Annotated in this window: 22 protein-coding genes; 14 read left to right on the top strand and 8 right to left on the bottom strand. The window is 69.7% G+C overall.

Annotation, left to right across the window (positions count from 1 at the left end; all coding sequences use genetic code 11):
- The first annotated feature begins 27 nt into the window (after positions 1 to 27).
- From ACFXI3_RS01125 to ACFXI3_RS01110, 4 genes are all read left to right on the top strand, one after another.
- The gene (locus tag ACFXI3_RS01125; RefSeq protein ID WP_378397288.1) at positions 28 to 1,236 is read left to right on the top strand and encodes a cytochrome P450; all 1,209 of its coding nucleotides are present in this window, start codon (positions 28 to 30) and stop codon (positions 1,234 to 1,236) included.
- Positions 1,237 to 1,309: 73 nt separating this feature from the next.
- A complete protein-coding gene (locus ACFXI3_RS01120; protein WP_344287201.1) occupies positions 1,310 to 1,876 on the top strand; it encodes a TetR family transcriptional regulator in 567 nt (188 codons plus the stop codon).
- A gap of 40 nt (positions 1,877 to 1,916) precedes the next feature.
- Positions 1,917 to 2,843, top strand: coding sequence for an aminoglycoside phosphotransferase family protein (locus tag ACFXI3_RS01115; RefSeq protein ID WP_378397286.1), 927 nt, complete (start codon positions 1,917 to 1,919; stop codon positions 2,841 to 2,843).
- A 133-nt stretch (positions 2,844 to 2,976) separates the two neighbouring features.
- Positions 2,977 to 3,231: a hypothetical protein gene (locus ACFXI3_RS01110; RefSeq protein ID WP_344287205.1), complete on the top strand. Its 255-nt coding sequence runs from the start codon at positions 2,977 to 2,979 to the stop codon at positions 3,229 to 3,231.
- 27 nt (positions 3,232 to 3,258) lie between these two features.
- Here the strand turns inward: ACFXI3_RS01110 and ACFXI3_RS01105 are convergent, their stop codons facing one another.
- Complete coding sequence (locus ACFXI3_RS01105) at positions 3,259 to 3,885, bottom strand: YigZ family protein (protein WP_378397285.1); 627 nt, start codon at positions 3,883 to 3,885, stop codon at positions 3,259 to 3,261.
- Positions 3,886 to 4,447: 562 nt separating this feature from the next.
- Between ACFXI3_RS01105 and gltB the strand changes: the two genes are divergently transcribed.
- Positions 4,448 to 8,980: a glutamate synthase large subunit gene (gene gltB / locus ACFXI3_RS01100; protein WP_378397284.1), complete on the top strand. Its 4,533-nt coding sequence runs from the start codon at positions 4,448 to 4,450 to the stop codon at positions 8,978 to 8,980.
- A 65-nt stretch (positions 8,981 to 9,045) separates the two neighbouring features.
- On the top strand, positions 9,046 to 10,497 hold the full coding sequence (locus tag ACFXI3_RS01095; protein WP_378397283.1) for a glutamate synthase subunit beta: 1,452 nt from the start codon (positions 9,046 to 9,048) through the stop codon (positions 10,495 to 10,497).
- Positions 10,498 to 10,668: 171 nt separating this feature from the next.
- Here ACFXI3_RS01095 and ACFXI3_RS01090 read toward each other — a convergent pair whose 3' ends face one another.
- On the bottom strand, positions 10,669 to 12,315 hold the full coding sequence (locus ACFXI3_RS01090; protein ID WP_378397282.1) for an amidohydrolase: 1,647 nt from the start codon (positions 12,313 to 12,315) through the stop codon (positions 10,669 to 10,671).
- A gap of 5 nt (positions 12,316 to 12,320) precedes the next feature.
- Positions 12,321 to 13,625 carry an MFS transporter gene (locus ACFXI3_RS01085; protein ID WP_344287215.1) on the bottom strand — a complete coding sequence of 435 codons (1,305 nt, stop codon included), beginning with the start codon at positions 13,623 to 13,625 and terminating at the stop codon, positions 12,321 to 12,323.
- 100 nt (positions 13,626 to 13,725) lie between these two features.
- Between ACFXI3_RS01085 and ACFXI3_RS01080 the strand changes: the two genes are divergently transcribed.
- The 3 genes from ACFXI3_RS01080 (at position 13,726) to ACFXI3_RS01070 (ending at position 16,398) form a co-directional block, all read left to right on the top strand.
- On the top strand, positions 13,726 to 14,601 hold the full coding sequence (locus ACFXI3_RS01080) for a LysR family transcriptional regulator (protein WP_378397281.1): 876 nt from the start codon (positions 13,726 to 13,728) through the stop codon (positions 14,599 to 14,601).
- 61 nt (positions 14,602 to 14,662) lie between these two features.
- Positions 14,663 to 15,100 carry a hypothetical protein gene (locus tag ACFXI3_RS01075; RefSeq protein ID WP_378397280.1) on the top strand — a complete coding sequence of 146 codons (438 nt, stop codon included), beginning with the start codon at positions 14,663 to 14,665 and terminating at the stop codon, positions 15,098 to 15,100.
- 59 nt (positions 15,101 to 15,159) lie between these two features.
- Positions 15,160 to 16,398 carry a hypothetical protein gene (locus ACFXI3_RS01070; protein WP_378397279.1) on the top strand — a complete coding sequence of 413 codons (1,239 nt, stop codon included), beginning with the start codon at positions 15,160 to 15,162 and terminating at the stop codon, positions 16,396 to 16,398.
- Here the strand turns inward: ACFXI3_RS01070 and ACFXI3_RS01065 are convergent.
- The 3 genes from ACFXI3_RS01065 to ACFXI3_RS01055 form a co-directional block, all read right to left on the bottom strand.
- Positions 16,382 to 16,846: a phage tail protein gene (locus tag ACFXI3_RS01065; protein ID WP_378397277.1), complete on the bottom strand. Its 465-nt coding sequence runs from the start codon at positions 16,844 to 16,846 to the stop codon at positions 16,382 to 16,384. The two genes, ACFXI3_RS01070 and ACFXI3_RS01065, sit on opposite strands and share 17 nt — an antisense overlap.
- Positions 16,847 to 16,973: 127 nt before the next feature.
- Complete coding sequence (locus ACFXI3_RS01060; protein WP_378397275.1) at positions 16,974 to 17,321, bottom strand: nuclear transport factor 2 family protein; 348 nt, start codon at positions 17,319 to 17,321, stop codon at positions 16,974 to 16,976.
- A gap of 23 nt (positions 17,322 to 17,344) precedes the next feature.
- Positions 17,345 to 18,784 (bottom strand): MFS transporter, encoded by a 1,440-nt coding sequence (locus tag ACFXI3_RS01055; protein WP_378397274.1) that lies wholly within the window; start codon positions 18,782 to 18,784, stop codon positions 17,345 to 17,347.
- A 101-nt stretch (positions 18,785 to 18,885) separates the two neighbouring features.
- Between ACFXI3_RS01055 and ACFXI3_RS01050 the strand changes: the two genes are divergently transcribed.
- The 4 genes from ACFXI3_RS01050 to ACFXI3_RS01035 all read left to right on the top strand — a co-directional run bounded on the left by ACFXI3_RS01050 (position 18,886) and on the right by ACFXI3_RS01035 (position 21,983).
- Complete coding sequence (locus ACFXI3_RS01050) at positions 18,886 to 19,608, top strand: TetR/AcrR family transcriptional regulator (protein ID WP_378397272.1); 723 nt, start codon at positions 18,886 to 18,888, stop codon at positions 19,606 to 19,608.
- Complete coding sequence (locus ACFXI3_RS01045; RefSeq protein ID WP_378397270.1) at positions 19,605 to 20,192, top strand: alpha/beta fold hydrolase; 588 nt, start codon at positions 19,605 to 19,607, stop codon at positions 20,190 to 20,192. The genes ACFXI3_RS01050 and ACFXI3_RS01045 overlap by 4 nt, the downstream gene beginning before the upstream one ends.
- Before the next feature lie 61 nt (positions 20,193 to 20,253).
- Positions 20,254 to 21,348, top strand: a complete 1,095-nt coding sequence (locus ACFXI3_RS01040; RefSeq protein ID WP_378397269.1) for a sensor histidine kinase — start codon at positions 20,254 to 20,256, stop codon at positions 21,346 to 21,348.
- Complete coding sequence (locus ACFXI3_RS01035; protein WP_378397267.1) at positions 21,342 to 21,983, top strand: response regulator; 642 nt, start codon at positions 21,342 to 21,344, stop codon at positions 21,981 to 21,983. The genes ACFXI3_RS01040 and ACFXI3_RS01035 overlap by 7 nt, the downstream gene beginning before the upstream one ends.
- Before the next feature lie 128 nt (positions 21,984 to 22,111).
- On the opposite strand, the gene ACFXI3_RS01030 is transcribed toward ACFXI3_RS01035, so the two are convergent.
- Both ACFXI3_RS01030 and ACFXI3_RS01025 read right to left on the bottom strand, forming a co-directional pair.
- Positions 22,112 to 23,590, bottom strand: a complete 1,479-nt coding sequence (locus ACFXI3_RS01030; protein ID WP_378397265.1) for a cobyric acid synthase — start codon at positions 23,588 to 23,590, stop codon at positions 22,112 to 22,114.
- Positions 23,587 to 24,555 (bottom strand): cobalamin biosynthesis protein, encoded by a 969-nt coding sequence (locus tag ACFXI3_RS01025; RefSeq protein WP_378397263.1) that lies wholly within the window; start codon positions 24,553 to 24,555, stop codon positions 23,587 to 23,589. The genes ACFXI3_RS01030 and ACFXI3_RS01025 overlap by 4 nt, the downstream gene beginning before the upstream one ends.
- Positions 24,556 to 24,591: 36 nt before the next feature.
- On the opposite strand from ACFXI3_RS01025, the gene ACFXI3_RS01020 reads away from it, so the two are divergent.
- Entirely contained in the window at positions 24,592 to 25,197 is a 606-nt protein-coding gene (locus ACFXI3_RS01020) for a bifunctional adenosylcobinamide kinase/adenosylcobinamide-phosphate guanylyltransferase (RefSeq protein ID WP_344287241.1), read from the top strand.
- The last annotated feature ends 7 nt before the right edge of the window (positions 25,198 to 25,204 follow it).

Raw genomic sequence — 25,204 nt, 5'->3', positions numbered from 1 at the left:
CACCGTCGGAGGAAAGGCGCCATCCGCATGCCCACCCCGCCCGAGACCCCGGCACTTCCGACCACCCGAACCCCAGCCTGCCCGTTCGACCCGCCCGCCGAGTACGCCGAACTCCGGGAGGCCGCGCCGGTGTCGCGGATCCGCTGCCCGGCCGGGTTCGACACCTGGCTGGTCACCCGTTACGACGACGTCCGCGCGGTGCTCGCCGACCCGGCGCTCAGCTCGCGCGGAGCCTCGTCGGTGCACGTCAAAGCCGATCTGGACCCGTACGCCGAGATCGACCCGGGTTCGATCATCCAGCTCGACGGCGCGGAGCATTCCCGGCTGCGCAAGATGGTCGTCGCCGAGTTCACCGTCCGGCGGGTGGAGAAGCTGCGCGAGTACGTCCGCCAGCAGGTCGAGCAGCATCTCGACGCCATGCTCGCCAAGCCGGGCCGCGCCGATCTGGTCCAGGACTTCGCGCTGCCGATCCCGTCGCTGGCGATCTGCGAGCTGCTCGGCGTCCCATACGCCGACCGCGAGCTGTTCCAGCGCCAGAGCAGCCTGCTGGTCAGCACCGACCAGGACGCCGAAACCACCGAGCAGGCGTACCACGAACTGGCCGGTTACCTGGGCAAACTGTTCGCCGGCAAGCAGCAGGAACCGCAGGACGACCTGTTCAGCAAGCTCATCGTCCGGGCCGAGGCTTCCGGGGAGACGCTCGATCTGGACGAGCTGATCATGCTCGGGCTCAGCCTGCTGGTCGCCGGGCACGAAACCACCGCCAACATGATCGCGCTCAGTGCCCTTCTGCTGCTGGAACAGCCGGAGCAGCGCGCGCAGGCCCTCGCCGATCCGCCGCGTGCGGTCGAGGAACTGCTGCGGTATCTGTCGGTCGTGCAGTTCGGCGTGCTGCGTTACGCCACCGAAGAGGTCAAGGTCGGCGACCAAACGGTGGCCGAGGGTGACTGGCTGATCGCCGCACTGAACTCGGCCAACCGCGACGAGGACCGGTATCCGCGCGCCGACCAGCTGGACTTCACTCGCGAATCGCCGCGCACGCACGTCGCCTTCGGGTTCGGCGCGCACCAGTGCATCGGCCAGCAGCTCGCCCGGGTCGAGATGCAGGAGGCGCTGACCGCGTTGTTCCGCCGCGTGCCGGACCTGCGGCTGGCGGTGCCGAAGGAATCTTTGGCGTACAAGCACAACACGCTCGTCTACGGCCCTGAGGAGCTGCCGGTCGCCTGGCCCGCGTAGTTCGTCCGGCCGATCCCCGGCCGTCCGGGTTAACCTCGTCGCGCATCACCGGCGCACACCAGGGGGAAACCGAATGGCCGCGGACCAGCCTTCGCGCAAACGCGACGCGACGGCGACGAAAGCCGCGCTGCTCGACGCCGCGGCCGAGCTGTTCGCCGACCGCGGCTTCGACCGCACGACGGTGCGCGACATCGCGAACCGCGCGGGCGTCAACCAGGCGTTGCTGTTCCGGTACTTCGGCAGCAAGGACGCGCTGTTCGAGCACGTGATGGCGCGCGGCGGCCTGGCCCAGGTCGAGACGACCCCGCCGGAGCGGCTGTTCTCCGCGGCGCTGCGGAGCCTCCTCGAACGCGACGACTCGGCGTCCCGCTCGATCGAGACCTACCTGCGGTCGTCCGGCACCGATCGCGCCGACGAGGCTCTCCGCGCCCAGCTCGACGCCGAGTACACCCGCGCATTGTCCGGCCTAACCGACGAGCCGGACGCCGAACTCCGCGCCGACCTCGCGATGGCCTGGCTGCTCGGCATCGGCCTGGTCCGCTCGATCACCCGCAAGGAACCGCTCGCCACCGCGTCCGCCGACGAGATCGAACGGCTCATCGGCCCCGCCGTGCGCACCCTGCTCGAACGCAGCAAGTAATTCGATACAGCGTCGGAGGGCTCGCCGATACCGTCAGCGCATGTTCCCGCCCGCCGCCACCGCGGCCGAGTCCGACCAGCTGACCCGCGAAGGCCTGCTGCCCGCGGTACGAGACCTCCTCCGTTCGCTCGGCGAACCCGGCGAACCCGTGCCGTTCGACGACGGTTCGCTGCCGGTGTACGCGGTCGGCGACCAGCTCGTCCTGAAGCTCTATCCGCCGGTGTACCTCGACGAGCTGACTACCGAGCGCACCATGCTGGAAGTCCTGCACGGCAAGCTCCCCATCCCGACTCCGGGCGTCGTGCACGCCGGAACGCGCGACGGCTGGGGTTTCGTCGTGATGGAACGGCTTCCCGGGCGCACGCTCAAGCAGGTCTGGCCGGAACTGTCCACAGCGGACAAACTCGCGCTCGCCCCGAAGATCGGCGAGGCGCTGTCCACTTTGCACTCCGTGCGCGACCCGGCGTTGTCCGTGCTCGCTCCGCGGGACTGGACCGCGTTCCTTGCCGGGCAACGCGAAAAGCTGGTCGACCACCACCGCCAGACCAAGCTGGACGAACACTGGCTGGTCCAACTGCCGGAGTTCGTCGACGCGGTCGACCTGGGGACGCCGGAAACCGTGCCGCTGCACACCGAGGTGATGCGCGACCATCTGATGGTCACCCGAGAAGGGGATAACTGGCGGCTGTCCGGCCTGTTCGATTTCGAACCGGCCATGCGCGGCGCGGCGGAATACGAGTTCGCCGCCGTCGGCTTGTTCGTTTCCAGCGGCGACCCGGCATTTTTGCGCAGTCTTCTGCTCGCTTACGGTTACCATCCGGCCGATCTCGGCCCGGACTTCTCCCGCCGTTGCCTCGCGTACACGCTTCTGCACGTCTACAGCGACTTCCGCTGGTACCTCGACGTGCTCCCGGCTCCGGAAAAACCTACTTTCGTATCCCTCGCGGACGCATGGTGGGGCGCGTGAGGGGTACCCCCGAACTACCCCGCGACATACCCCCGTAAAAAGGAGTGAAATACGCGACAACCCGGCAATCGCGACGGACACTGGAACTGTTCCCGGGGTACACCAGGGGCCGGGACCAGAAGGAGGAACCGCCGTGACTGCCGAGTTGAACCATCGGGAGCGGGCAACCCTGCGTGCCGTGGCCGGAGGGCACGCGGAGATCAGCTGCAGCTGCGAACCGGACTTGTTCGTGGACGGGCTGAGCTGCTGCGACCAGGGCACGGTCCGCGACCTCGTCCGCAAAGGGCTGATCGCGCCCGCCGAGGACGGAGCGTGCGGCGCGCGGGTACGCGCGGTGCTCACCGAAGCCGGGGTGCGTGCGTTGGACGGAAAGCCCGTCGCGGCTTGATCTTCCGGAGCTCGAGCCGGTGCGCGGCTACCCGCGCACCCACTCCTCCCCCAGTTCGACGGCGACCGCCTCGCCGCCGGTGAGGTCGGCCAGCCAGCTGCTGAATCGTTCCTCCTCGCCGGGCGACAACCCGACCTCGAAGTGCGCCGCCGCCTCGAACCGCGTCTCGTGCAGCACGTACAGCGAGGCGCGGAGATCGTTCTCGAAGCGGCCCGCCCTGGTGTAGTCCATCGTTACGTCGAACAGCCGCAAGCGCCGGTACTCCACCAGGCCTACCGCGTCGAGCGCGTCCGACACCGCTTGTCCGTAGGCCCGGATCAACCCGCCCGCGCCGAGCAGCACCCCGCCGAAGTGCCGCGACACCACCGTGACGGTGTCGGTGACTTCGCGGCGGCGCAACACCTCCAGCATCGGCACTCCAGCGGTCCCGGCGGGCTCGCCGTCGTCGCTGGAGCGCTGGGTGCGGCCGTCCGGGCCGAGAACGAACGCGTGACAGTGGTGCCGGGCCGCGGGTTCGGCGCGCCGGCGGGCCGAAATGATCTCCCGCGCGGCCGCTTCTTCGCCGACCGGAGCGAGGGCGCAGAGGAAGCGTGAACGCCGTATTTCAATCTCGTGCAGCCCCGCCGCCGCCACGGACAGATAACGATCAGTCATCGGCGCTCCCCCTCATGACCACCAGTCAACCAGCCGCAGACGCGGGGTTGACACCGGGCAGGAAGACATGTTTCCGCAGGTCAGCGCACTGGCTGACCGCGTGCCGGGAGAGACGGCCCGACATATGGGAGTACCCCGGAGGGCGTCAACGTATGCGTGGCTTATCCCACGAGAGCGCGATGACGTATGTCGATCACAGCGAATTCACACTATCGTCATAAGACCCGGCGAACCCGGGAGTCACCACCACGCGCCCCGGCTGGCCCCCACCACACAGGCTGACCGACCCCGGCGCGTGCGCCTGTACAGCGACGTGCAGAACTTTTTTTCCGCCGCCCATCGCCGTGCGGTGACAAACCATCCGGCACCCGGACCGGTCCTCGACCGGCCGCGGTCAGCCACGCATCGCGACGCAGTGCCGCGCCTCGCGGGTGCGAAGGCACCGGATGGTTTCCCTTCTCGACTGACCATCGCGGTTTCGGACCACTTCGTTAACCGGTTCAGTGCTGAACCCCTCTTCGGAGTAAAGAAACCGCGCCAACGCCTTGGGAGGCGGCCAGCCGTGACCCACCGTTCGAGCACCCCGGCCACTGACGGCCTCTATGACCCCGCTTACGAGCACGATGCCTGCGGGGTGGCGTTCGTCGCGGACCTGACCGGTCGCCGAGACCATCAGATCGTGGCGAAAGCCCTTGTCGCGTTGAAGAATCTGGAACATCGCGGGGCACGCGGGGCAGAACCGGACACCGGGGACGGCGCGGGCCTGCTCATCCAGGTTCCGGACGCGTTCTACCGCGAGGTCGCCGGGTTCGAGCTGCCGCCGGAAGGCAGCTACGCCGTCGGCACCGCGTTCCTTCCGCAGGACGAAAAGCGCCGCGGCCGCGCCATGACCACCATCGAGCGGATCGCCGCCGAGGAGGACATGCGCGTGGTGGGCTGGCGCGAGCTGCCGGTCGACACCGCGCACTGCGGTCCGACCGCCGCGCAGACCATGCCGCATTTCACCCAGCTGTTCCTGGCCGGGCGCAAGAACAATCTCGACGGCCTCGCGCTCGAGCGCGCCGCCTTCTGCGTGCGAAAGCGCGCCGAGCACGAGCTGGTCGAGGATGACGTGTACTTCCCGTCGCTCTCCTCGCGCACGATCGTCTACAAGGGAATGCTCACCGAGCCTCAGGTCGAGAAGTTCTTCCTCGACCTCGCCGACGAACGCGTGACGAGCGCCATCGGCCTGGTGCACTCCCGTTTCTCCACCAACACTTTCCCGTCGTGGCCGCTCGCGCACCCGTATCGCTACGTGGCGCACAACGGCGAGATCAACACGCTCAAGGGCAACCGCAACTGGATGGACGCTCGCGAGGCGCTGCTGGAGACCGACCTGATCCCGGGCGACCTCAAGCGGATCTACCCGGTCATCACGCGCGGCGCGAGCGACTCGGCGTCCTTCGACGAGGTGCTGGAGCTGCTGCACCTCGGCGGCCGGTCGCTGCCGCATTCGGTGCTGATGATGATCCCGGAGGCGTGGGAGAACCATCAGGAAATGGACCCCGCGCGCCGCGCCTTCTACGAGTTCCACTCCACGCTCATGGAGCCGTGGGACGGACCGGCGCTGGTGGCGTTCACCGACGGCGCGCAGATCGGCGCGGTGCTGGACCGCAACGGCCTGCGTCCCGGCCGCTACTGGGTCACCGACGACGGTCTCGTGGTGCTCGCCAGCGAGGTCGGCGTGCTGGAGCTGGACCAGGCGAAGATCGTCCGGAAAGGACGGTTGGAGCCGGGCCGGATGTTCCTGGTCGACACCGTCGCCGGGCGGATCGTCGAGGACGAGGAGATCAAGGGCCAGCTCGCTTCCGAGCACCCGTACGACGAATGGGTCGACGCCGGGCTGCTCCGCCTGGAGGAGCTGCCCGAGCGCGACCGCGAGGTCCCGCTGCACGCCGCGCTCGTGCGCCGGCAGCAGGCGTTCGGCTACACCGAGGAAGAGCTCGAAACGATCCTCGAGCCGATGGCCCGCACCGGCGCGGAGCCGATCGGGTCGATGGGCAACGATTCGCCGCTCGCGTCCCTTTCATCCGGTTCGCGCCCGTTGTTCGACTACTTCATCCAGCTGTTCGCCCAGGTGACCAACCCGCCGCTGGACGCGATCCGCGAGGAGCTGGTGACCGCGCTGGGCACGCAGATCGGCGCGGAGCCGAACCTGCTGGCCGCGGACTCGACCTCGTGCCGCCGGATCGTGCTGCCGTTCCCGGTGCTGGACAACGACCAGCTCGCGAAACTGGTGCACGTCAACGACGACGGCGACCTGCCGGAGTTCCAGGCGGTCACCGTGATGGGCCGGTACAAGGTGAACGGCGGCGGGGACGCGCTGCTGCAGCGGCTCGACGAGATCCGTGCCGAGGTGTCCGAGGCGATCGAGGACGGCGCGCGGCTGATCGTGCTGTCCGACCGCGGGGTCGACGCCGACCACGCGCCGATTCCGTCGCTGCTGCTCACCGGCGCGGTGCACCACCACCTGGTGCGGGAGAAGACGCGCACGCAGGTCGGGCTCATCGTCGAAGCGGGCGACGCGCGCGAGGTGCACCACATCGCGCTGCTGGTCGGCTACGGCGTGGCCGCGGTGAACCCGTACCTGGCGATGGCGACCGTCGAGGAGATGGCGCACCGGGGCCTCATCCCGGGCGTGACTCCCAAGCAGGCCACCACGAACCTGATCAAGGCGCTCGGCAAGGGTGTCCGCAAGACCATGTCGAAGATGGGCGTTTCGACGGTGGCCTCCTACACCGGCGCGCAGATCTTCGAGGCGGTCGGCCTCGGCGCCGAAGTGATCGACACCTGTTTCACCGGAACCACTTCGCGCCTCGGCGGCGTCGGCTTCGACACCCTCGCCGACGAGGTTTCGCAGCGGCACGTGCGTGCTTTCCCGGTCGACGGCGTCCGGGCGAGCCACCGCGAGCTGGAAACCGGCGCGGACTACCAGTGGCGGCGCGAAGGCGAGCCGCACCTGTTCAACCCGCAGACGGTGTTCAAGCTGCAGCACTCCACTCGGGCCGGGAAGTACGACGTCTTCAAGGAGTACACGAAGGCGGTCAACGACCAGGCCGAGAAGCTGCTGACGCTGCGCGGGCTGTTCGACTTCAAGTACAGCGACCGGAAGCCGGTGCCGATCGAAGAGGTCGAGCCGGTTTCGGAGATCGTGAAGCGGTTCGCCACCGGGGCCATCTCGTACGGCTCGATCTCGATGGAAATGCACCAGACGCTGGCGATCGCGATGAACCGCCTCGGCGGGAAGTCGAACACCGGCGAGGGCGGCGAGGACCCGGAGCGGCTGTACGACCCGGAGCGGCGCAGCGCGGTCAAGCAGGTCGCGAGCGGCCGGTTCGGCGTCACCAGCGAGTACCTGGTGAACTCCGACGACATCCAGATCAAGATGGCGCAGGGCGCGAAGCCCGGCGAGGGCGGGCAGCTGCCCGGCGGCAAGGTGTACCCGTGGATCGCGAAGACGCGGCACTCCACGCCGGGTGTCGGGCTGATTTCCCCGCCGCCGCACCACGACATCTATTCCATTGAGGACCTGGCGCAGCTGATCCACGACCTCAAGAACGCCAACCCGGACGCGCGCATCCACGTGAAGCTCGTGTCCGAGGTGGGCGTCGGCACGGTCGCCGCCGGCGTGTCCAAGGCGCACGCGGACGTCGTGCTGATCTCCGGCCACGACGGCGGAACCGGCGCGTCGCCGCTGTCCTCGATCAAGCACGCGGGCGGACCGTGGGAGCTGGGCCTGGCCGAAACGCAGCAGACGCTGCTGGCCAACCGGCTGCGGGACCGGATCGTGGTGCAGACCGACGGCCAGCTCAAGACCGGCCGCGACGTCATGATCGCGATGCTGCTCGGCGCCGAGGAGTTCGGTTTCGCGACCGCGCCGCTGGTGGTGTCTGGCTGCATCATGATGCGCGTCTGTCACCTCGACACCTGTCCGGTCGGCGTCGCGACGCAGAACCCGAAGCTGCGCGAGAAGTTCAGCGGCAAGGCGGAGTACGTGGTGAACTTCTTCGAGTTCATCGCCCAGGAGGTCCGGGAATACCTGGCGGAGCTGGGATTCCGGTCGGTCGAGGAGGCCGTCGGCCACGCCGAGCTGCTCGACAAGCGCAAGGCGGTGGACCACTGGAAGGCCGCCGGGCTCGACCTGTCGCCGATCTTCCACGTGCCCGAGCTGCCGCCGCGCGCGGTGCGGCACCAGACCGTCAAGCAGGACCACGGCCTGGACAAGGCACTGGACAACACGCTGATCCAGCTCGCCGAGGGCGCGCTGGCGGCGGGCGACAAGGTGCGGCTGGAACTGCCGGTGCGCAACGTGAACCGCACCGTCGGCACCATGCTCGGCTCGGAGCTGACGAAGAAGTGGGGCGGCGAAGGGCTGCCCGACGACACCATCGACGTCACCTTCACCGGCACCGCCGGCCAGTCGTTCGGCGCGTTCGTGCCGAAGGGCATCACGCTGCGGCTCTACGGCGACGGCAACGACTACGTCGGCAAGGGCCTGTCCGGCGGGCGGATCGTCGTGCGGCCGCCGAAGGAATCGCCGATCGTCGCGGAGAACCACATCATCGCGGGCAACGTGATCGCGTACGGGGCCACGAGCGGCGAGATCTTCATCCGCGGCCAGGTGGGCGAACGGTTCTGCGTGCGCAACTCCGGCGCCCTGGCGGTCGTCGAGGGCGTGGGCGACCACGGCGGCGAGTACATGACCGGCGGCCGGATGGTCGTGCTGGGCAGCGTCGGCCGCAACTTCGCGGCGGGCATGTCCGGCGGCGTCGCGTACGTGCTGGACCTGCCGGCGCACCGGGTCAACCCGGAGATGGTCGACATCGACCCGCTCGACACCGCGGACGTCGACTTCCTGCGCGAAACCATCGAAAAGCATTACAACGAAACCGAATCCGCCGTCGCGCGGGCGTTGCTGGCGGACTGGGACAATGCGGTCGACCGGTTCGGCAAGGTCATGCCCAAGGACTACAAGCGCGTTCTCGCCGCTCAGGTGGCTGCTGAGCGCGACGGGCGGGACGTGAACGAGGCGATCATGGAGGCAGCTCATGGCTGATAATCGCGAAGCCAGCTATGAGTGCCGACTGGGTGCGGGTATCCCGCAGAACACGGAGGCCGCACATGGCTGACCCCAAGGGCTTTCTGACCACCACGCGCGAGGAACCGAAGCGGCGTCCGGTGGACCTGCGGCTGATGGACTGGCGAGAGGTCTACGAGGACTTCGCGTCGACCAAGCTGGAAAAGCAGGCCGGGCGCTGTATGGACTGCGGCATCCCGTTCTGTCACCAGGGCTGTCCGCTCGGGAACCTGATCCCGGAGTGGAACACGCTGGTGTGGCGCGAGGACTGGCAGCAGGCCGCGGACCGGCTGCACGCCACGAACAACTTCCCGGAGTTCACCGGCACGCTGTGCCCGGCGCCGTGCGAAACCGCGTGCGTGCTCGGGATCAACGACGACCCGGTGTCGATCAAGCGGGTCGAGATCTCGATCATCGACCGGGCCTTCGAGGAAGGCTGGGTCACGCCGCAGGTTCCGGTCACGAAGACGGGCAAGAAGGTCGCGGTGGTCGGGTCCGGTCCGTCCGGGCTGGCCGCGGCGCAGCAGCTGACGCGCGCGGGCCACACCGTCGTGGTCTACGAGCGCGCGGACAAGATCGGCGGGCTGCTGCGGTACGGGATTCCCGAGTTCAAGATGGAGAAGTTCCGTCTCGACCGCCGCCTCGACCAGATGCGCGCCGAGGGCACGGAATTCCGGACGTCGGTGAACGTCGGCGTGGACGTCACGGTCGAGCAGCTCAAGTCGGACCACGACGCCGTGGTTCTGGCCGGCGGCGCGACGGCGTGGCGCGACCTGCCGATCGAGGGCCGGTCGGCCGAGGGCATCTACCAGGCGATGGAGTTCCTGCCGCCGGCCAACCGGGTCGCGGCGGGCGAGCTGGCGGAGTCGCCGTATTCGGCCAAGGGCCTCGACGTCGTGGTCATCGGCGGCGGCGACACCGGCGCGGACTGCGTCGGCACGTCGCACCGGCAGGGCGCGAAGTCGGTGACCCAGCTGGAGATCATGCCGAAGCCGCCGGAGTCGCGTTCGGACGCCCACCCGTGGCCGACGTACCCGATGATCTACCGGGTCACCTCCGCCCATGAGGAGGGCGGCGAGCGGCTGTACTCGGTCAACACGCAGGAGTTCCTGTCCGATGAGGACGGTCGCGTGCGTGCGCTGAAGCTGGTGGAGGTGCGCAGCGAGGGCGGCAAGTTCGTGCCGGTCGAGGGCACTGAGACCGAGCTGCCCGCGCAGCTGGTGCTGCTGGCGATGGGCTTCCTCGGCCCGCAGCGCGAGGGCCTGCTGACCGACCTCGGCGTGGACCTTGACCAGCGCGGCAACGTCGTGCGGGACAAGAACTTCCAGACCACTGTGGACAACGTGTTCGTGGCGGGCGACATGGGCCGCGGGCAGTCGTTGATCGTGTGGGCGATCGCGGAAGGCCGCTCGTGCGCGGCCGGCGTGGACGCCTTCCTCACCGGCCGGGGCGTGCTCCCGGCCCCGATCGCGCCGACGGACCGGCCGATCTCCTGATGGCTCGGAGCAGGCGCGTCAACGTCGCCGCGCCTGCTCCGTTCAGTCTCGGGGCCAAGCGCGTCACTGCCGCCGCGCTTGCCCCGTTCAGTTTCGGGATGAGCGCGTCACTGCCGCCGCGCTGGTCCCGGCTTTCGGGCGGGTGTGACAACGGCGTCGCACCCGCCCTTTTTACTGCGCGGCCCCGTCGTTGTAGGCGACCTCGCCGCCGACCACGGTCGCGCCGATGCTGATCTCGCCGATTTTCGCTGGGTCGACCGTCAGCAAGTCGTCGCTCAACACCGTGAAGTCGGCCAGCTTCCCCCGGCTCAACGTGCCCTTGATCGTCTCCTCATGCACCGCATACGCCGAACCCACCGTGTACGCACGCAATGCCTCCAACGGAGTCACCGCCTCCTCCGGCGCGATCGGCTGGCCCGACGCAGTCCGCCGGTTGACCATGTCGTGGATGCTCAGCAACGGCGACGCCGCGACCACCGGCGCGTCCGTGCTCCCCGGCAAGACCACCCCGGCGTCGAGGAAGCTCCGCATCCGATACGCCAGCCGGCTGCGTTCCGGACCGAGCGCGGCGAGCAGCCCGTCGCCGATCTCGGACAGGAATCGCCCCTGCGGCACGGGAATCACGCCCAGCTGAGCGATCCGAGCCACCGCGGCGTCGTCGGCGACCGCGCAGTGTTCGATGCGGTGCCGGATGTCCTCGCGCGGGTACTTCTGCTGAGCCTCCTCGTACGCATCAAGCACCGCCCCGAGGGCTGCGTCGCCGATCGCGTGGGTGGCGATCTGCCAGTGGCACCGGTGCGCTTCGAGGATGTAGCGGCGCAGTTCGTCCGGTTCGAACAGCATCAGCCCCTGGTTTCCGGGGGTGTCCTCGTACTCGCAGCACATCGCGGCGGACCGGCCGATCAGCGAGCCGTCGGAAAGAATCTTGACCGGGCCGATGCGCAGCCGCTCGTCGCCGACGCCGGTGCGCACGCCGAGGTCGAGCCCGAACCACTCGCCGCCGGGTTCGAACGGGCCGCAGTCGCGCAGGGCGGTGATGTAGGGCATCACCGTCATCCGCACGCCCAGCTGGCCGCGTTCGCGGGTGCGCTGGAAGGAGTCGAGGTCGGCTCGGCCGTGGCCGATGCCGTCGACGGTGCCGATGCCGGGTTCGGTGACGCTGGTCAGGCCGTCGGCGAGGGCGGCGTGCGCACCGGCGGCGATGTTGGCGATGACCTCTTCGGTCGCTTCAGGACGCAGCAGGCGGTCCACGAGCACGGTCGCGCGTTCCTGCAGCAATCCGGTGGCGCGGCCGTTTTCGTCGCGCACCACCGTGCCGCCGGGAACGTCCGGCACGCCCAGGCGGTCCGGATATCCGGCCAGGGCGAAGGCCTCCGTGCTCGCCACCGCCATGTGCCGCGACGTGTGCGTGAGCCACACCGGACGTCCACCGGCGGCGCGGTGCAGGGCTTCGGCGGTGGGGTGTGCGCCGATCTTGTTCTGGTCGTAGCCAGCGCCGGTGACCCAGGCGTCGGCGGGCAGCGTCGCGGCCCGCTCCGCCACCGCGCGGTAGAGCGCGTCGAGGGTCGGTGCGGCCTCGGCGGAGACATCCAGTTCGCGGATTCGCTTGCCGCGCATGCTCAAGTGGTGGTGCGCATCGTTGAGACCGGGGACGACCGGCGCGCCACCGAGGTCGACCACTACATCAGCGGAGAGTCCGCTGACCTCCTCGTCGAATCCGACGATCCGGCCGCCGATCACCCCCAGCGCGGTCGCTTGTGGACGGTCTCCGTCCAGCGTGGTGAAGCGTCCATTGTGGAATAATGCATCGAGACGCACTTGGTTCATCCTTGTCGGGTCAGGGTTTTCTCGGATTCGGCGACGGCCGCGGTGCGGCGAGCGAGCGCCAGGACGCAGGTGAGGGTCAGCGCGAGCAACACGACGTGGTAGATGACGACCGGCCAGATCGCCCCGTGCGTCGAGTTGAGCAGGGCCTGCGCGATGAACGGCGTGGTGCCGCCGAAAAGCGTGCTGCACAGCTGGTAGGACAGCGAGATTCCGGTGTAGCGCAAGTGGATCGGGAACCCGCGGGTGAGGAATCCGGCGAGCACCGCGTAGTAGCCGGAGCCGCAGACGGTCGCGACCGCGATGCCGACGAAAGCCAGCCCCGGGTTGCCGGACGCGATCAGCAGGTACATCGGCACGGTCACCACGATGTTGCAGGCCAGCGAAACGGCCATGAACCGGGTTTCGCCGACGCGTTCGGCCAGCCGCGCCGCGACCGGCTGCCAGCAGAACTGGACCACGGACGCGCCGAGCAGCACGTACAGCATGGTCTGGCGGCCGATGCCGAGTTCGTTCGTGGACCAGGCGAGGACAAACGTGTTGCTGAAGTACGCGGCGGCGATGCCCATGATGCTCGCGCCGATGCCGAGCAGCACGGTCCGCCAGGCAGTCCGCAAGACTTCGAGCAGCGGCACCTTCGCGACGGCAGCGGTCGCCTTGGCGCGCAGGAACTCCGCTGGCTCCTCGACCTTCAATCGGATCACCAAGCCCAGCGCGACCAGCACACCGGACAGCAGGAACGGCACCCGCCAGCCCCAGGTCAGGAACTGCTCGTCCGGCAACGCGCCGACGGCGAGAAAGACCACTGTGGACAGAATCGACCCGGCAGGCGAGCCCTGCTGCGCGAACATCGCGAAGTACGACCCGCGCCCGGCAGGCGCGTTCTCCGCGGCGAGCACGACCGCGCCGCCCCACTCCCCGCCGACCGCGACGCCTTGCACCGCGCGAAGTGCGACGAGCAGCAACGGCGCGGCGATGCCGATTTTGGCGTAGGTGGGCAGCAAACCGACCGCGAAGGTCGCGAAACCCATCAGCAGCAGCGTGACGACCAGCGTGTTCTTGCGCCCGACCCGGTCGCCGAGATGCCCGAACACGATCCCGCCCAGCGGCCGGGCGAGGAAGCCGACCCAGAACGTCCCGAACGCGGCGAGCACGCCGGTCGCCGGATTCAGCCCCGGGAAGAACAGCTTGCCGAAGACCAGCGCGGACGCGGTCCCGTACAGGTAAAAGTCGTACCACTCGATCGCCGTCCCGGCGAAGGAGGCGAGCGCGGCCCGGCGGCCGGCGGCGGTTTCGTGGTTCACGGGCAACTCCCTGGCGGCGGTGTTCCCCAGAGTCTTCGTCCCGCGACCTATGCTGTCCAATACCTGTCCGGACCCATTCCGATACCTCGGAGGCATAGGCGTGGAACTGCGTGTGGTGCGTTATTTCCTGGCCGTCGTGCGAGAAGGCTCGGTCACCGCCGCAGCGCGAACGGTGCGGGTCGCGCAGCCGTCGCTGTCGCGGCAGCTCCGGGCGCTGGAAACCGAACTCGGGGTGGCGTTGTTCTCGCGCTCGCCGGGTTCGCTGACGCTCAGCGCGGCGGGCACCCGGTTCGTGCCGATCGCCCAGGACCTGGTGCGCCGCGCCGAGGAGGCGGGCGCGGTGATGGCGGCGATCGGCCGCACCGAGGACACTCCGCTGACGCTCGTCGCGCCGCCGAGCACAGTGGACAGTCTGCTGGCCCCGTTCATGGCCACCGGCAAGGCCGGACCGGTGCTGCGGGACGCGTTCCCGGTCGCTCCGGACCAGGTTTTCGACTGGCTCCTGCACAGCAGCGCCGACCTCGGCATCTCGACGTCCCCGCCGCCCGCGCAGCTGGAAACCGCCGCGCTGGGCCGGGTTCTGGTGTCCGCGCAGGTCCGGCCGGGCCACCGCTGGTACGAAGCGAAGTCGATCCCGCTGGCCGAACTGGCCACCGAACCGCTGCTGGTGATGAACCGCAGCAACGCGGCGCGGCTGGTCGTGGACGAGGCGTTCCACCGCGCCGGGCTGATCCCGTCGGAGCTGAACGAGACCGGCTCCCCCAGCGTCGCCCAGGCGCGCGCCGCCGGTCGTGGCGAGGTGTGCCTGGTGACCGACCTGGTCCGGTTCGGCCTGCGCTCCATCCCGATCGAAACCGCCGACGGCCCGCTGACCGTGCCGCTGTACGCGGGCTGGCGGCCGGACCATTACGCCCGGCCGTCGATTCTGGCGCTGGTCGAGGGGTTACGGGAGTTTCGTGGCGCGTTGGGCGAATGAGCCGCACTCGGTGAGAAGTTTTCGTTGTGGCACAACGGGTTTGCTTGGTTATTCTCTGCTGGTGCTCTATGACTACTTCGTCGCGGTGGACGACGCCATGGCCGCGCTCGCGTTCGATGATCCGGACAATGCGCGTTGCGCGGGCTACGCCGAACTCGCCGTGAAGGGAGCCGATCCGCTCACGGATCTGCTGCCCGTCGAGACATCTCTGACTCGCAGGACCACCGCTGAGGTCGAGGCCGACCCTGACCGCGGCCGGGACATCGCGCTCCTCGAAGATGGGGAAGCTGCCGCGGTGCTGTCGCTGGCCAACTCCTTCCGCGACGCACTGGCTGCCGCCGACGACACTGCTCTCCAAGACGCGTCTGCTGCCTTCGCGGAGCAGCACTGGGAAGACATCAGCGCTGAGCTTCTCGTCCCCTTCCTGAAGGAACTCGCCGCCCTGGCCAAGGGGGCCGCCACAGACGGCCACCGGCTCTACTGCACGATCTGGCTGTAGCGGCTTTTTCGCCCGATCCGGTGACCCGGCGGCCGATCCCGTGCTAGAACAGTGCGGCGATGGGAAAACTGACCCGCCGGGCCCGGGCCACGGCCGACTATCTCTTCTTCGTCGGCGCCGGGGAATGGCCGGTCGCCGTGTCCGCGCTGGGGGTCGTGCTCGGAGCCGTCACGATCCTGCCGAGCGCGTTCGGCGTCGCCATCTCGATCGTCGCGCTCCTGCTCGGCCTGCTGACTCTCGTGCGAGACATCCGCTTGCTGCGGAAACGGTGGGCCGGCTACGAGTTCACCGCGATCGCCGCGCCGTTCCCGGTCGCGGACACGCCGCCGCCGCGTGCCTATCCGGACGCGCAGTACCTGGCGATTCCCGCCCGTGGCACGGCATTGGTCAGCGACGCCATCGACGCGGCGCTCACCGAAACCACCTTCAGCATCACCGTCGCCGAGGATCCCTACCGGCTCCCCGCGAAGCTGAAGGCCACCGCACCGCACGTGCTGCCGTTGCGGGCGCGCGGCCGGTTGCTGTTCAACGGCCCGATCGTCGGCATGCGCGGCGAACCACTGCCGGTCGCCGGAGCGCGTCCGGCGCCGATCGTCCTGCATCGCGCCCGGTTCTTCGACGCGGTCTGCAGCAACGAACTGGCGTCCCTGCGCATCACGAACTCCGCCGACGGCCGCGAATACGACCTGCGCAACGAGGAACTTACCGACTCGTCCGGTGCCCTGCGCACCCTCGCCGCGAGCACGCTCGCCGACCTCGTCGGCGTGTCCACGATCGCGTTCACCTCGGACGGTCTGCTCGTCGTCGTCCGCCAGTCCGCCCGGAATTCGGCCAGCGGGCTGCTGCTCGCCCCGTCCGGAAGCGGCAGCCTCGAACCGCGGGATCTCCTTACCGCGCAAGGAGGAACTCGCCGGAACCTGCACACCGCGGTGTGCGCGGGAATGGAACGCGAACTGTGCGAGGAAGCCGCCGTCCGGCCCGGCGAAGTCTCCTCGACGCGGCTGACCGGCTTCGCCCGCTGGCTCGAACGCGGCGCGAAACCGGAATTCTTCGGCGTCACGCAGCTGTCCGTCGACAGCAGCGAACTCACCAGCCGCCGCACGAAGGGCGCGGAACGGCTTTACAGCGCCGGAGTCACCGTCCTGGAGATCGACCTGGCGGCGCTAGCCCAAGAGCTGACCGACGGCGTACCGCTGATCGAAGCGAACGCACTGCCGCCGCGGCTGCGCGACGACAGTTCTCTCCCGCTCCTGTTGTGCCTGCGCAGCGCCGCGCTGCAGGTCAGTGCTCGTTCTTGATGACGAAGTAAGACCCGCGGATCGTCCCGGCCAGCTTCGACTTCTGGCGCGCGAACTTGAACTTGTCGGCGAGTTCCTCCGGGACGTCCATCCCGTCGGAAAGCTTGAACCCGACGGCGCGCTTGCCGCCGTCCTCCAGGGTGTACATGACGTTGATCGACAGGCCGCTCTCGTAGAACACGTAAGCCATCCGGATGCCGTCGACCTCGAATTCGGTCGCCTCGAGCGGCCGCGAGGAAATGACGAGATCGCGTTCGTCCTTGAGAATCCCGTGCACCCACTCGATGCTCTCCGGGACCCCGGCCGCGGGCTCGACGGTGAACACGTGGTCGTACTTGTTCTTGAAGTAGCGAGCCTCGTTGGCCCGCAGCCCGGCGAGCGCGTCCGCGACCGGAGAAGACTCCAGGCCGACTGTCGACACGGTGGTGAAATCGACGGCGTAGGACATGATCCGCACTCCCCGGGCTGGGTCTGATCGCGACGACCGGAGAGTACCTCGGGCTCGCGGGCGTTCGCGACTCGTTCGACGGAGCCAGGCCGGGCAGCGCGGGGAGGACGCTGCCCGGCCCCGCCGGTCAGCCGAAGAAGTTCCGAGCCTGGCCGATGCGGCCGTTTTCGAACGTCAGGACGCCGTATCCGGCGGCCACCGGCTCGGTCTCGGTGCCGAGGTACCACGCGTACAGGGCCACGTCGTGGTGTGCGCTGATCACCTGGGTGAGGCCGAGAGCGAGGTCGCCCAGCTTCTCCCGGGCCCGGCCGACCGCGTCGACGATCGCCTCCCGGCCCTCGGCGGTCCAGTCCGGGTCGACGATGTCGGCGTCCTCGGTGAAGATCGCTTCGAGCGTTTTGCGGCGCTGGTCGGCGTCGAAGGTATTCCACGCCTCGAAGTAGGCCTGCACGAGTTCGCTGGCAGAGGTGCTCATTGGGGTTTCTCCTTTTCTGTGGGTTATTCGGCGGAAGCGCCGACGGTGTCCGGTGCGGTGAGGGTGTGCTCCGGCGGTCGTTTCACCAGGAACGCAAGGAAGCCGCCGGCCACCGACGCGATCCCGGCGACCCACAGCGCGACGCGAAGCCCGCCGACCACCGCGGACGGCTCCGGCACCGCGTGAAGGTCGAGGCCCGCGTTGGCGACCGCGACGAGTACCGCGAGTCCGATGGCGCCGCCGATCTGCTGCGAGGTGGTCGCCAGCGCGGAGGCGACGCCTTGTTCCCCGGGCGCGACGCCGGAAGCCGCGGAGACGAACATCGCCGGGAAGGTCAGCCCGCCGCCGATACCCCAGACGACGAGTCCGGCGAGGACAGTCCAGAACGACGCGCCGACGGCCATCCCGACGGCGAGCAAAGCCAGCCCGACGCCGTTGACGAGCATGCCGGTGAACAGCGTCGCGCGGATGCCCCACCGGCCGAGCAGGATTCCGGTGAGCTTCAGCGACGCCGCCATCGAGATGATCGTCAGCGGCAGGAACGCGAGACCGGCCTGCAAAGCGTTGTACCCCAGCACGTTCTGCAGGTAGGCGGTGAACTGGTAGTACGCCCCGCCGAGGCCGCTTTGGAAGACAAGGATCACTCCCATCGCGACGATCAGGCTGCGGTTGCCGAACAGTCGCAGCGGGGCCAGGGGGTCGCGCGTGCGCTTCTCCACGACGACGAACACGGCCAGCAGCACGGCCCCGCCGGCCAACGCGCCGAGGCCCCGCCAGGACACCCAGCCCACTTCCGGCCCGCTGACCAGGCCGAGGACCAGCAACGACGATCCGGCGCTGGCCACGATCGCGCCCGTGAGGTCGAATCCGCCGCGCACGGCGGAGCGAGCGGGATCGGCGGCCAGCACCGGACGAGCCGCGAGGGCAGCGCCCAAGGCAAGCGGCACCAGCAGGAACAGCACCCACTGCCAGCCCAGCGCGTTGGTGAGCACGCCGCCGAGCAACGCGCCGGCAGCGAGTCCGCCGCTGCCGGCCGCGCCCCACACCGCCAGCGCACGGTTGCGGGCGGGGCCTTCGGCGAAGCTCGTGCTGATCAACGCGAGCGTCGCCGGAGTGAGCAGCGCCGCGCCAAGCCCCTGGACGGCGCGCGCCGCGTCCAGGATTCCGGGGTTGCCCGCGAAACTCCCGGCGAGGCAGGCAATTCCGAAAATGGCGAGGCCCGCGACGAAGGTGCGGCGGGCCCCGAATCTGTCGACGATCCGGCCGCCGAAGAGCAGGAATCCGCCGAACCCCACGGCATACGCGCTGACGACCCACTGCAGCGACTGCGCCGTGAAGCCCAGTTCGCGGCCGATGTCGGGCAGCGCGACGTAAACGATGTTGTAGTCCAGCGCGATCACGAACTGGGCGAACGCCAGCAGCGCCAGGGCCAGCCCGGACCGCCGGGCGACTGAGGTCTCCATCGAATGTGTTTCCTCCGAGCCGTTCTACACGGCTATCAATTACTACACGGCGTTCAGTAACAGCACGGCGAATAGTAGCCGAGCGCTGTAGAGTGTCAAGCGTGGAAGCTCGGGTGCCCAGCAGACGGGAACGGTTGCGCGCGGAAGCCAGCCAGGAGATCAAGGCGATCGCGCTGCGGTTGATGACCGAAGGCGGGCCGTCCGCGATCTCGCTGCGGGCGATCGCGCGCGAGATGGGCATGACCGCGGGCGCGCTGTACGGCTACTACGCCACCCGCGACGACCTGGTCAACGCGCTGATCGCGGAGATCTACTCGGCGTTGGCGGACAAGGAAGAAGCCGCTCGCGACGCGGTGTCCGAGGACGATCCGGAAGGCCGGGTGCTCGCCGTCGGCGAGGCGTTCCGGACCTGGGCGGTCGGGCATCCCGAGGAGTTCCAGCTCATCTACGGCGACCCATTGCCCGGCTATCAGGCCCCCGAAGGCGGAGCCGCGGCGGACGCGGAACACCGGGCTTGCGCGGTGCTCACCGGCCTCGTCGCCGACGCCTGGCCGCAGGCGAGCAAGCGGCTGTCCGACGACGGCTACGACTGGGCGGATTTCGACCCCGGGTTCGCCGCGGTCATTCGGGGCGAGTTCCCCGACCTGCCGCCCGCGGCGGTCGCGCTGGCGATGCGGGTCTGGGGCCGGATGCACGGACTGGTGGCGCTGGAGGTGTACGGGCATCTGCGTCCGCAGGTCCTCGATCCGGGGAGGCTGTACCGGGCCGAACTGCTGGACCTGACCAAAACCCTGGGGATCACTCCCGCCGGCCGGGCGCGGTGAACGCGGTTTTCCTGCTGGTCCACGGCGGGCTTGGGGACGACATGGACGCCGACCGGTTCTGGACACGGCCGGGAGTCGCCGACGGTCTCCGCCGGAAGGGCCGCACGGTACTGGCCCCCGATCGCCTCCGGCACCCGCCGGACTGGCCCGCCGAAGCCGCGCATCTCGCCGCGTTCCTGCCGGACCGGCCCGCCGTTGTGGTCGCCGGTTCGAACGGGTGCTCCGCGGCGGTCCGGCTCGCGCTGGCCTTTCCGCAGCGCATAGACCGGCTGCTGCTGGCCTGGCCCGCCACCGCCGGAGACGCTGAGGTCGACGCCCGCTTGGCGGGGGTCCCGCGTGCGCTGCTGCGGGGCGAGACCCTGCGCGGCGTCACCGACGACGAGCTGGCCACGCTCGCCATGCCGGTCGGCGTGCTTCCGTCCGTCCCGGACAATCCGTTCCACCAGCGCCGCACTGTCGATGCCCTCCTGCGGCTCGTACCGAGGTGCGCGGAACTCCCCGGCTGCCCGGAGCCGCCCCGCCCCGGCTTCGCGTCCCATGTGGACGGTCTGCTCGCCTCGATCACCGGGTTCGCCGACTGCTGAACCCCGATTTCCCCTGCGTACGCCCGGTCGGGGAATTTCGTGCAGGGCCTACGGTGGCTTGGTGCGCAACCACCTGATCGACCTGGCCGTCGCGCTCGCCGTGCTCGGCCTGACGCTGACCGGGGAGCTGCCGGACGCGAACCGGCCGTGGTTCTGGCCGATCGCGGTCGCGGTGATGTTCGCGGCGGTGCTGCTGCGCCGCCGGTTTCCGTTGAGCGCGATGCTGGTGTCGGTCGGCGTCGCGCTCGCCACGCCGCCGTTCTGGGGTACGTCTGTCACCCTCTACACGGTCGCTTCGCTGCGCGGACTCCGCTGGCCGACCGCGGTCGCGGCGCTGGCGGAAATCGGTCTGATGGTGTCGTTTTCCCGGCTGTCCGGCCCTCCGGACTGGAAAACGTTCGGGCTCGCGCTCGTGCTGATGGTCGTGGTCCCGACGCTCGCCGGGCTTTGGATGCACCAGCGCGCGGCGTTGCTCGCTGCCCTGCGCGACCGCGCCGAACAGGCCGAACGCGAGCGTGACCTGCTCGGCGAGCGGGCAGTGGCAGCGGAGCGACGGCGGATCGCACGCGAGATGCACGACGTCGTCGCGCACCGGGTCAGCATCGTCGCGCTGCAGGCGGGCGCGCTTTCCGTGCGCGCCAAGGACGACGAGACCGTGCAGCTCGCCGAGATCATCCGCGAATCGAGTTCCGCCGCGCTCAACGAATTGCGCGACATCCTGCAGGTGCTCCGCGACGACGTTCCGGAACCGCGTTCGCTGCCGGATCCGACGCTGGGCGGTGTGCGCCAACTCGCCGACGATCTCGCCGCCGCCGGTGCGCGGGTGCGCGCCGACCTGCCTGACCCGATGCCGGACGTGCCCGATCCGATCGGGCGCGCGGCGTACCGGATCGTGCAGGAAGCTCTTACGAACGCCGCGAAACACGCCCCGGGAACGACAATCGACGTGCGACTGTCTACTTCCGACGAAGGCCTGGTGGTCGAGGTGGCCAACCCGCTCGCCGATTCGGCCGGGCTGCCGGGCGCGGGCTACGGGGTGATCGGCATGCGCGAACGCGCGACGCTGACCGGCGGGACGCTCCGCGCCGGTCCGGACGGCGCGGGCAGTTACCGGGTGCGGGCCGCGTTCCCGCTGCGAGCGGAGGAACCGTGCTGAAGATCCTGCTGATCGACGACGAGGTGCTCGTGCGCAGCGGCATCCGGATGATCCTGGAGTCCGATCCGGGAATCGAGGTGGTCGCGGAGGCAGGCGACGGCCGCGAAGTGCTCGCGCTGGTCCGCGAGCACCGGCCGGACCTCGTGCTCACCGACGTCCAGATGCCCGAGGTCGACGGCCTGGAGGTGACCCGCCTGGTCACCGCAGAACCGGACGCGCCCGCGGTGGTCGTGCTGACGACGTTCGACCTGGACGAGTACGTGCACGAGGCGCTTCGTCACGGTGCCACGGGTTTCCTGCTCAAGGACACGCCGCCGCGCGAGCTGGTGAAAGCGATGCACGTGGTGGGCAGCGGCGAGGCGATGCTGTCGCCGTCGATCACCCGCCGGCTGCTGACGCACTTCGCCACCGCCGCCACCCCGACACCCGCCCGCGCCCGGCTCGAACCGCTGACGCCGCGCGAACGCGAGGTCGCGGTGGCCGTCGCGCAGGGTTCGAGCAACGCCGAGATCGCCCGCGCGCTCGGACTCAGCGAGGCGACCGTGAAGGTCCACTTGGGACGGATCATGGCCAAGACCGAGGCGGCGAACCGCACCCAGGTCGCGATTCTGGTGCACGACGCCGGACTGGCCTGAATCGTTACCCCGCAACGGGTTTCCAGGATGTCAGCTCGACGCCGGGCCGGGTAGGCGTTTCCGAGGGAACCGCGCGACACCAACGACTTCCCGATCGCGTGGCTGGCGGTACTCCTGATCGGGTCCGGTCAGGGCGCACCCGGCGGCACGAACGGCAACCCGCCCGGAGCACCCGCCTCCGCCAGCGCCATCAACATTCCGGTGTCCACTTCGGACTGGATCGCGTCCGCCAGCCGGTCCAGCATGTCCTCCCGCAGGTCCGCGAACCCCGGCGCGCCCTCGGCGGCTTGCCACTCGATGCCTGCCTGTGCCGCCGCTTCGGCGAGCCAAGCGCGGCGGAACCCGTCGTTCTCCAACGCGCCGTGCCACGTCGTGCCCCACACCGAACCGACGCGGTAACCGTCCAAAAACGACTCCGCGTCCGCCGGGGCGGCGCTGCCGTGGTGGATCTCGTACGCGTCCACCCGGTGTCCGCGCCATTCGCCGGTCGGACGGCCGAGCACCTTCTCCCCCGCGAACGTCACGCGCGTCGGCAGCAGCCCCAACCCTTCGACGAGACCGGCACTCGATTCGACGTCGTCCTCAATGGACTCAGCGAGCATCTGGTACCCGCCGCAGATGCCCAGCACCGGAAGCCCCGCCTTAGCCCTGGCAGTCACCGCCTCCGCTAAACCTCGCGCACGCAACCAGTTCAGATCGTCCACAGTGGCCCGAGAACCCGGCAACACGACCAGGTCCGCCGCGGCAACGGTGTCCGGGTCAGCGGTCAAACTCACCGTCACGCCCGGCTCGGCGGCGAGCGCGTCCACGTCGGTGGCATTGGACGCCCGAGGGAACCGGACCACTGCCACCCGCAAACCGCGTTGGGCGGCCTCATGCCGCCATCCGGCCGCGGCGAGGGCGTCCTCGGAGTCGATCCACACGCGGTCCAGCCATGGCAGCACACCCAGCACCGGCCGTCCGGTGACCTTCTCCAGGCTGTTCAACCCCGGTTGCAGCAACCCGACGTCACCGCGGAATTTGTTGACCAGCCAGCCCGCCACCAACGCCTGGTCCTCGGCCGACAGCAACGCGAGCGTCCCGTACATCGCGGCCAGCACCCCGCCGCGATCGATGTCGCCGACCACCAGCACCGGCAGGGAAAACCGCCGCGCGAGGCCCATGTTGACGTAGTCGCCGGAACGCAGATTGATCTCCGCCGGACTGCCCGCTCCCTCGCAGACGACGAGGTCGAACCGTTGCCGCAACTGGGCGAACGCGTCGAAGGCGATCTCCGCGAGCCCGGCGCGTCCGGTCGCGTACTCCCCGGCTTCGAGCGTGCCGTACGGCTTGCCGAGCGCGATGACGTGACTGCGCCGGTCGCTGCCGGGCTTTAGCAGCACGGGATTCATCGCGGCTTCCGGCTCCACCCGCGCGGCCCGTGCCTGCAGCCATTGCGCGCGGCCGATCTCCGCGCCGTCCGCGCAGACCATGGAGTTGTTCGACATGTTCTGCGCCTTGAACGGTGCGACCCGCACTCCGCGCCGCGCGAACCACCGGCAGAGTCCGGCGGTGACCAGGCTTTTCCCGGCGTCGGAGGTGGTCCCGGCGATCAGCAGCCCGCTCATCTCGCCACCGTAATCCCCGCGCTCCGCAACCTGCTCATCGCGATCCCGGCCGAGACAGCCAACGCCGCCGCCCCCACCAACCGCGACAACCGCACCGCCTGGCGCAGATCGCGCGCCCCGGGCGGCCGCCCGTCACCCAGCGTGCCCCGGCGCTCGACCTCGCCGTGATACGTATTCGTGCCGCCCAGCCGGATGTCCAGCGCCCCGGCGAACGCCGCCTCGACCTGCCCCGCGTTCGGGCTCGGATGCGCGCTCCCGTCCCGTCGCCAGGCACGCCAAGCCGACCGCGCGTGCCCGCCGGCCAACGGCGCGGTCACCGCCGTCAGCACCGCACCGACGCGCGCCGGCACCAGGTTGACCCAGTCGTCGACGCGCGCGGCGAACCAGCCGAAGTTGCGGTGCCGCGGCGAGCGGTAGCCGACCATCGCGTCGAGCGTGTTCACCGCGCGGTACCCGAGCAGGCCGGGCACGCCCGCGACCGCACCCCACAGCAGCGGCGCGACGACCGCGTCGGACGTGTTCTCGGCGATCGATTCGGTGGCCGCGCGGGTCAGCTCGGCGGCGTCGAGACCGGTGGCGTCGCGCGCGCAGAGATGGCTGAGCCGCTGCCGGGCGGCGGGCAATTCACCCGATTCGAGTAATCGCGCCATTTCGTGCCCCTCCGCGGCGAGCCCGCGGCCGCCGAGGACGACCCAGGTCGCGGCGGCAGTCAGGACAAATCGGGCGCCCGGCCGGTCCCGCACGGCTCGCTCGGCAAGAAATCCCAGGCAGGCGACCGACCCCGCGCAGACCGCCGCGTAGGCCGCCCCGCGCGGCTTGGAATCGGCCCACCACCAGCGTTCCAGCTGGCCAGCGGCGGTGCCGAAGGCCGCGACCGGATGGCCCCGGCGCGGGTCGCCGAACCACGCGTCGGCGGCGTATCCGGCAACGATCCCGGCCGCGGCGGCGGCTTGTCGGAGTGGCACGTGGCGAACCGTAGCGCTAGGGAGAGAATGCCGGGTATGACCAAGCTGACGCACCGGCTCGCCGGGTCTCTCGAAACCCTGGCGCAGGCCCTCCGCCGGTACGGACGCGACGACGGCAAGGTGCTCGTTCTCGGCGGGGTTCGCTCGGGCAAGTCGAGGCACGCGGAGCGGCTCGTCGCGCACCACCCTCACCTCGTGTACGTCGCTCCCGGGCTGCCCCCGTCGGCGGAGGACCCGGAATGGGCCGCCCGCGTCGAGGCGCACCGGGCCCGCCGCCCGCGCCACTGGACGACGATCGAGACCACCGATCTGGCGACCGTGCTGCGCAACGCGACCAGCCCGTTGCTGATCGACTGTCTCGGCACCTGGCTGTCGCGGGTCCTCGACGAGGTCGGCGCGTGGACGGGCAAATCGGGCTGGGAGCGCAGACTGGACGACCGGCTCGAGGATTTCCTCGCCGCGTGGAGCCAGGCGCGGGTGCCGATCGTCGCGGTCAGCAACGAGGTCGGCAGCGGTGTGGTGCCCCAGGCGGTGTCCGGGCGGCTGTTCCGTGATGTGCTGGGCGCACTCAACAACCGGGTGTCCGCCGACAGCGACCGCGTTTCGCTCATCGTCGCCGGGCGGGCGCTCGACCTTCCGTGAGGAGCTA

The organism is Amycolatopsis sp. NPDC059235, from assembly GCF_042754125.1.
Classification (GTDB): domain Bacteria; phylum Actinomycetota; class Actinomycetes; order Mycobacteriales; family Pseudonocardiaceae; genus Amycolatopsis; species Amycolatopsis albidoflava.
This window is presented reverse-complemented; position numbering and strand designations above follow the sequence as displayed.

What these genes read in the sequence shown, in the direction of transcription:
- ACFXI3_RS01055 (WP_378397274.1), bottom strand. Translation starts at nt 18,784, where the DNA reads ATGGAGACCTCAGTCGCCCGGCGGTCCGGGCTGGCCCTGGCGCTGCTG.
- ACFXI3_RS01030 (WP_378397265.1), bottom strand. Translation starts at nt 23,590, where the DNA reads ATGAGCGGGCTGCTGATCGCCGGGACCACCTCCGACGCCGGGAAAAGC.
- ACFXI3_RS01060 (WP_378397275.1), bottom strand. Translation starts at nt 17,321, where the DNA reads ATGAGCACCTCTGCCAGCGAACTCGTGCAGGCCTACTTCGAGGCGTGG.
- ACFXI3_RS01120 (WP_344287201.1), top strand. Translation starts at nt 1,310, where the DNA reads ATGGCCGCGGACCAGCCTTCGCGCAAACGCGACGCGACGGCGACGAAA.
- ACFXI3_RS01105 (WP_378397285.1), bottom strand. Translation starts at nt 3,885, where the DNA reads ATGACTGATCGTTATCTGTCCGTGGCGGCGGCGGGGCTGCACGAGATT.
- ACFXI3_RS01065 (WP_378397277.1), bottom strand. Translation starts at nt 16,846, where the DNA reads ATGTCCTACGCCGTCGATTTCACCACCGTGTCGACAGTCGGCCTGGAG.
- ACFXI3_RS01020 (WP_344287241.1), top strand. Translation starts at nt 24,592, where the DNA reads ATGACCAAGCTGACGCACCGGCTCGCCGGGTCTCTCGAAACCCTGGCG.
- ACFXI3_RS01070 (WP_378397279.1), top strand. Translation starts at nt 15,160, where the DNA reads ATGGGAAAACTGACCCGCCGGGCCCGGGCCACGGCCGACTATCTCTTC.
- ACFXI3_RS01115 (WP_378397286.1), top strand. Translation starts at nt 1,917, where the DNA reads ATGTTCCCGCCCGCCGCCACCGCGGCCGAGTCCGACCAGCTGACCCGC.
- ACFXI3_RS01095 (WP_378397283.1), top strand. Translation starts at nt 9,046, where the DNA reads ATGGCTGACCCCAAGGGCTTTCTGACCACCACGCGCGAGGAACCGAAG.
- ACFXI3_RS01125 (WP_378397288.1), top strand. Translation starts at nt 28, where the DNA reads ATGCCCACCCCGCCCGAGACCCCGGCACTTCCGACCACCCGAACCCCA.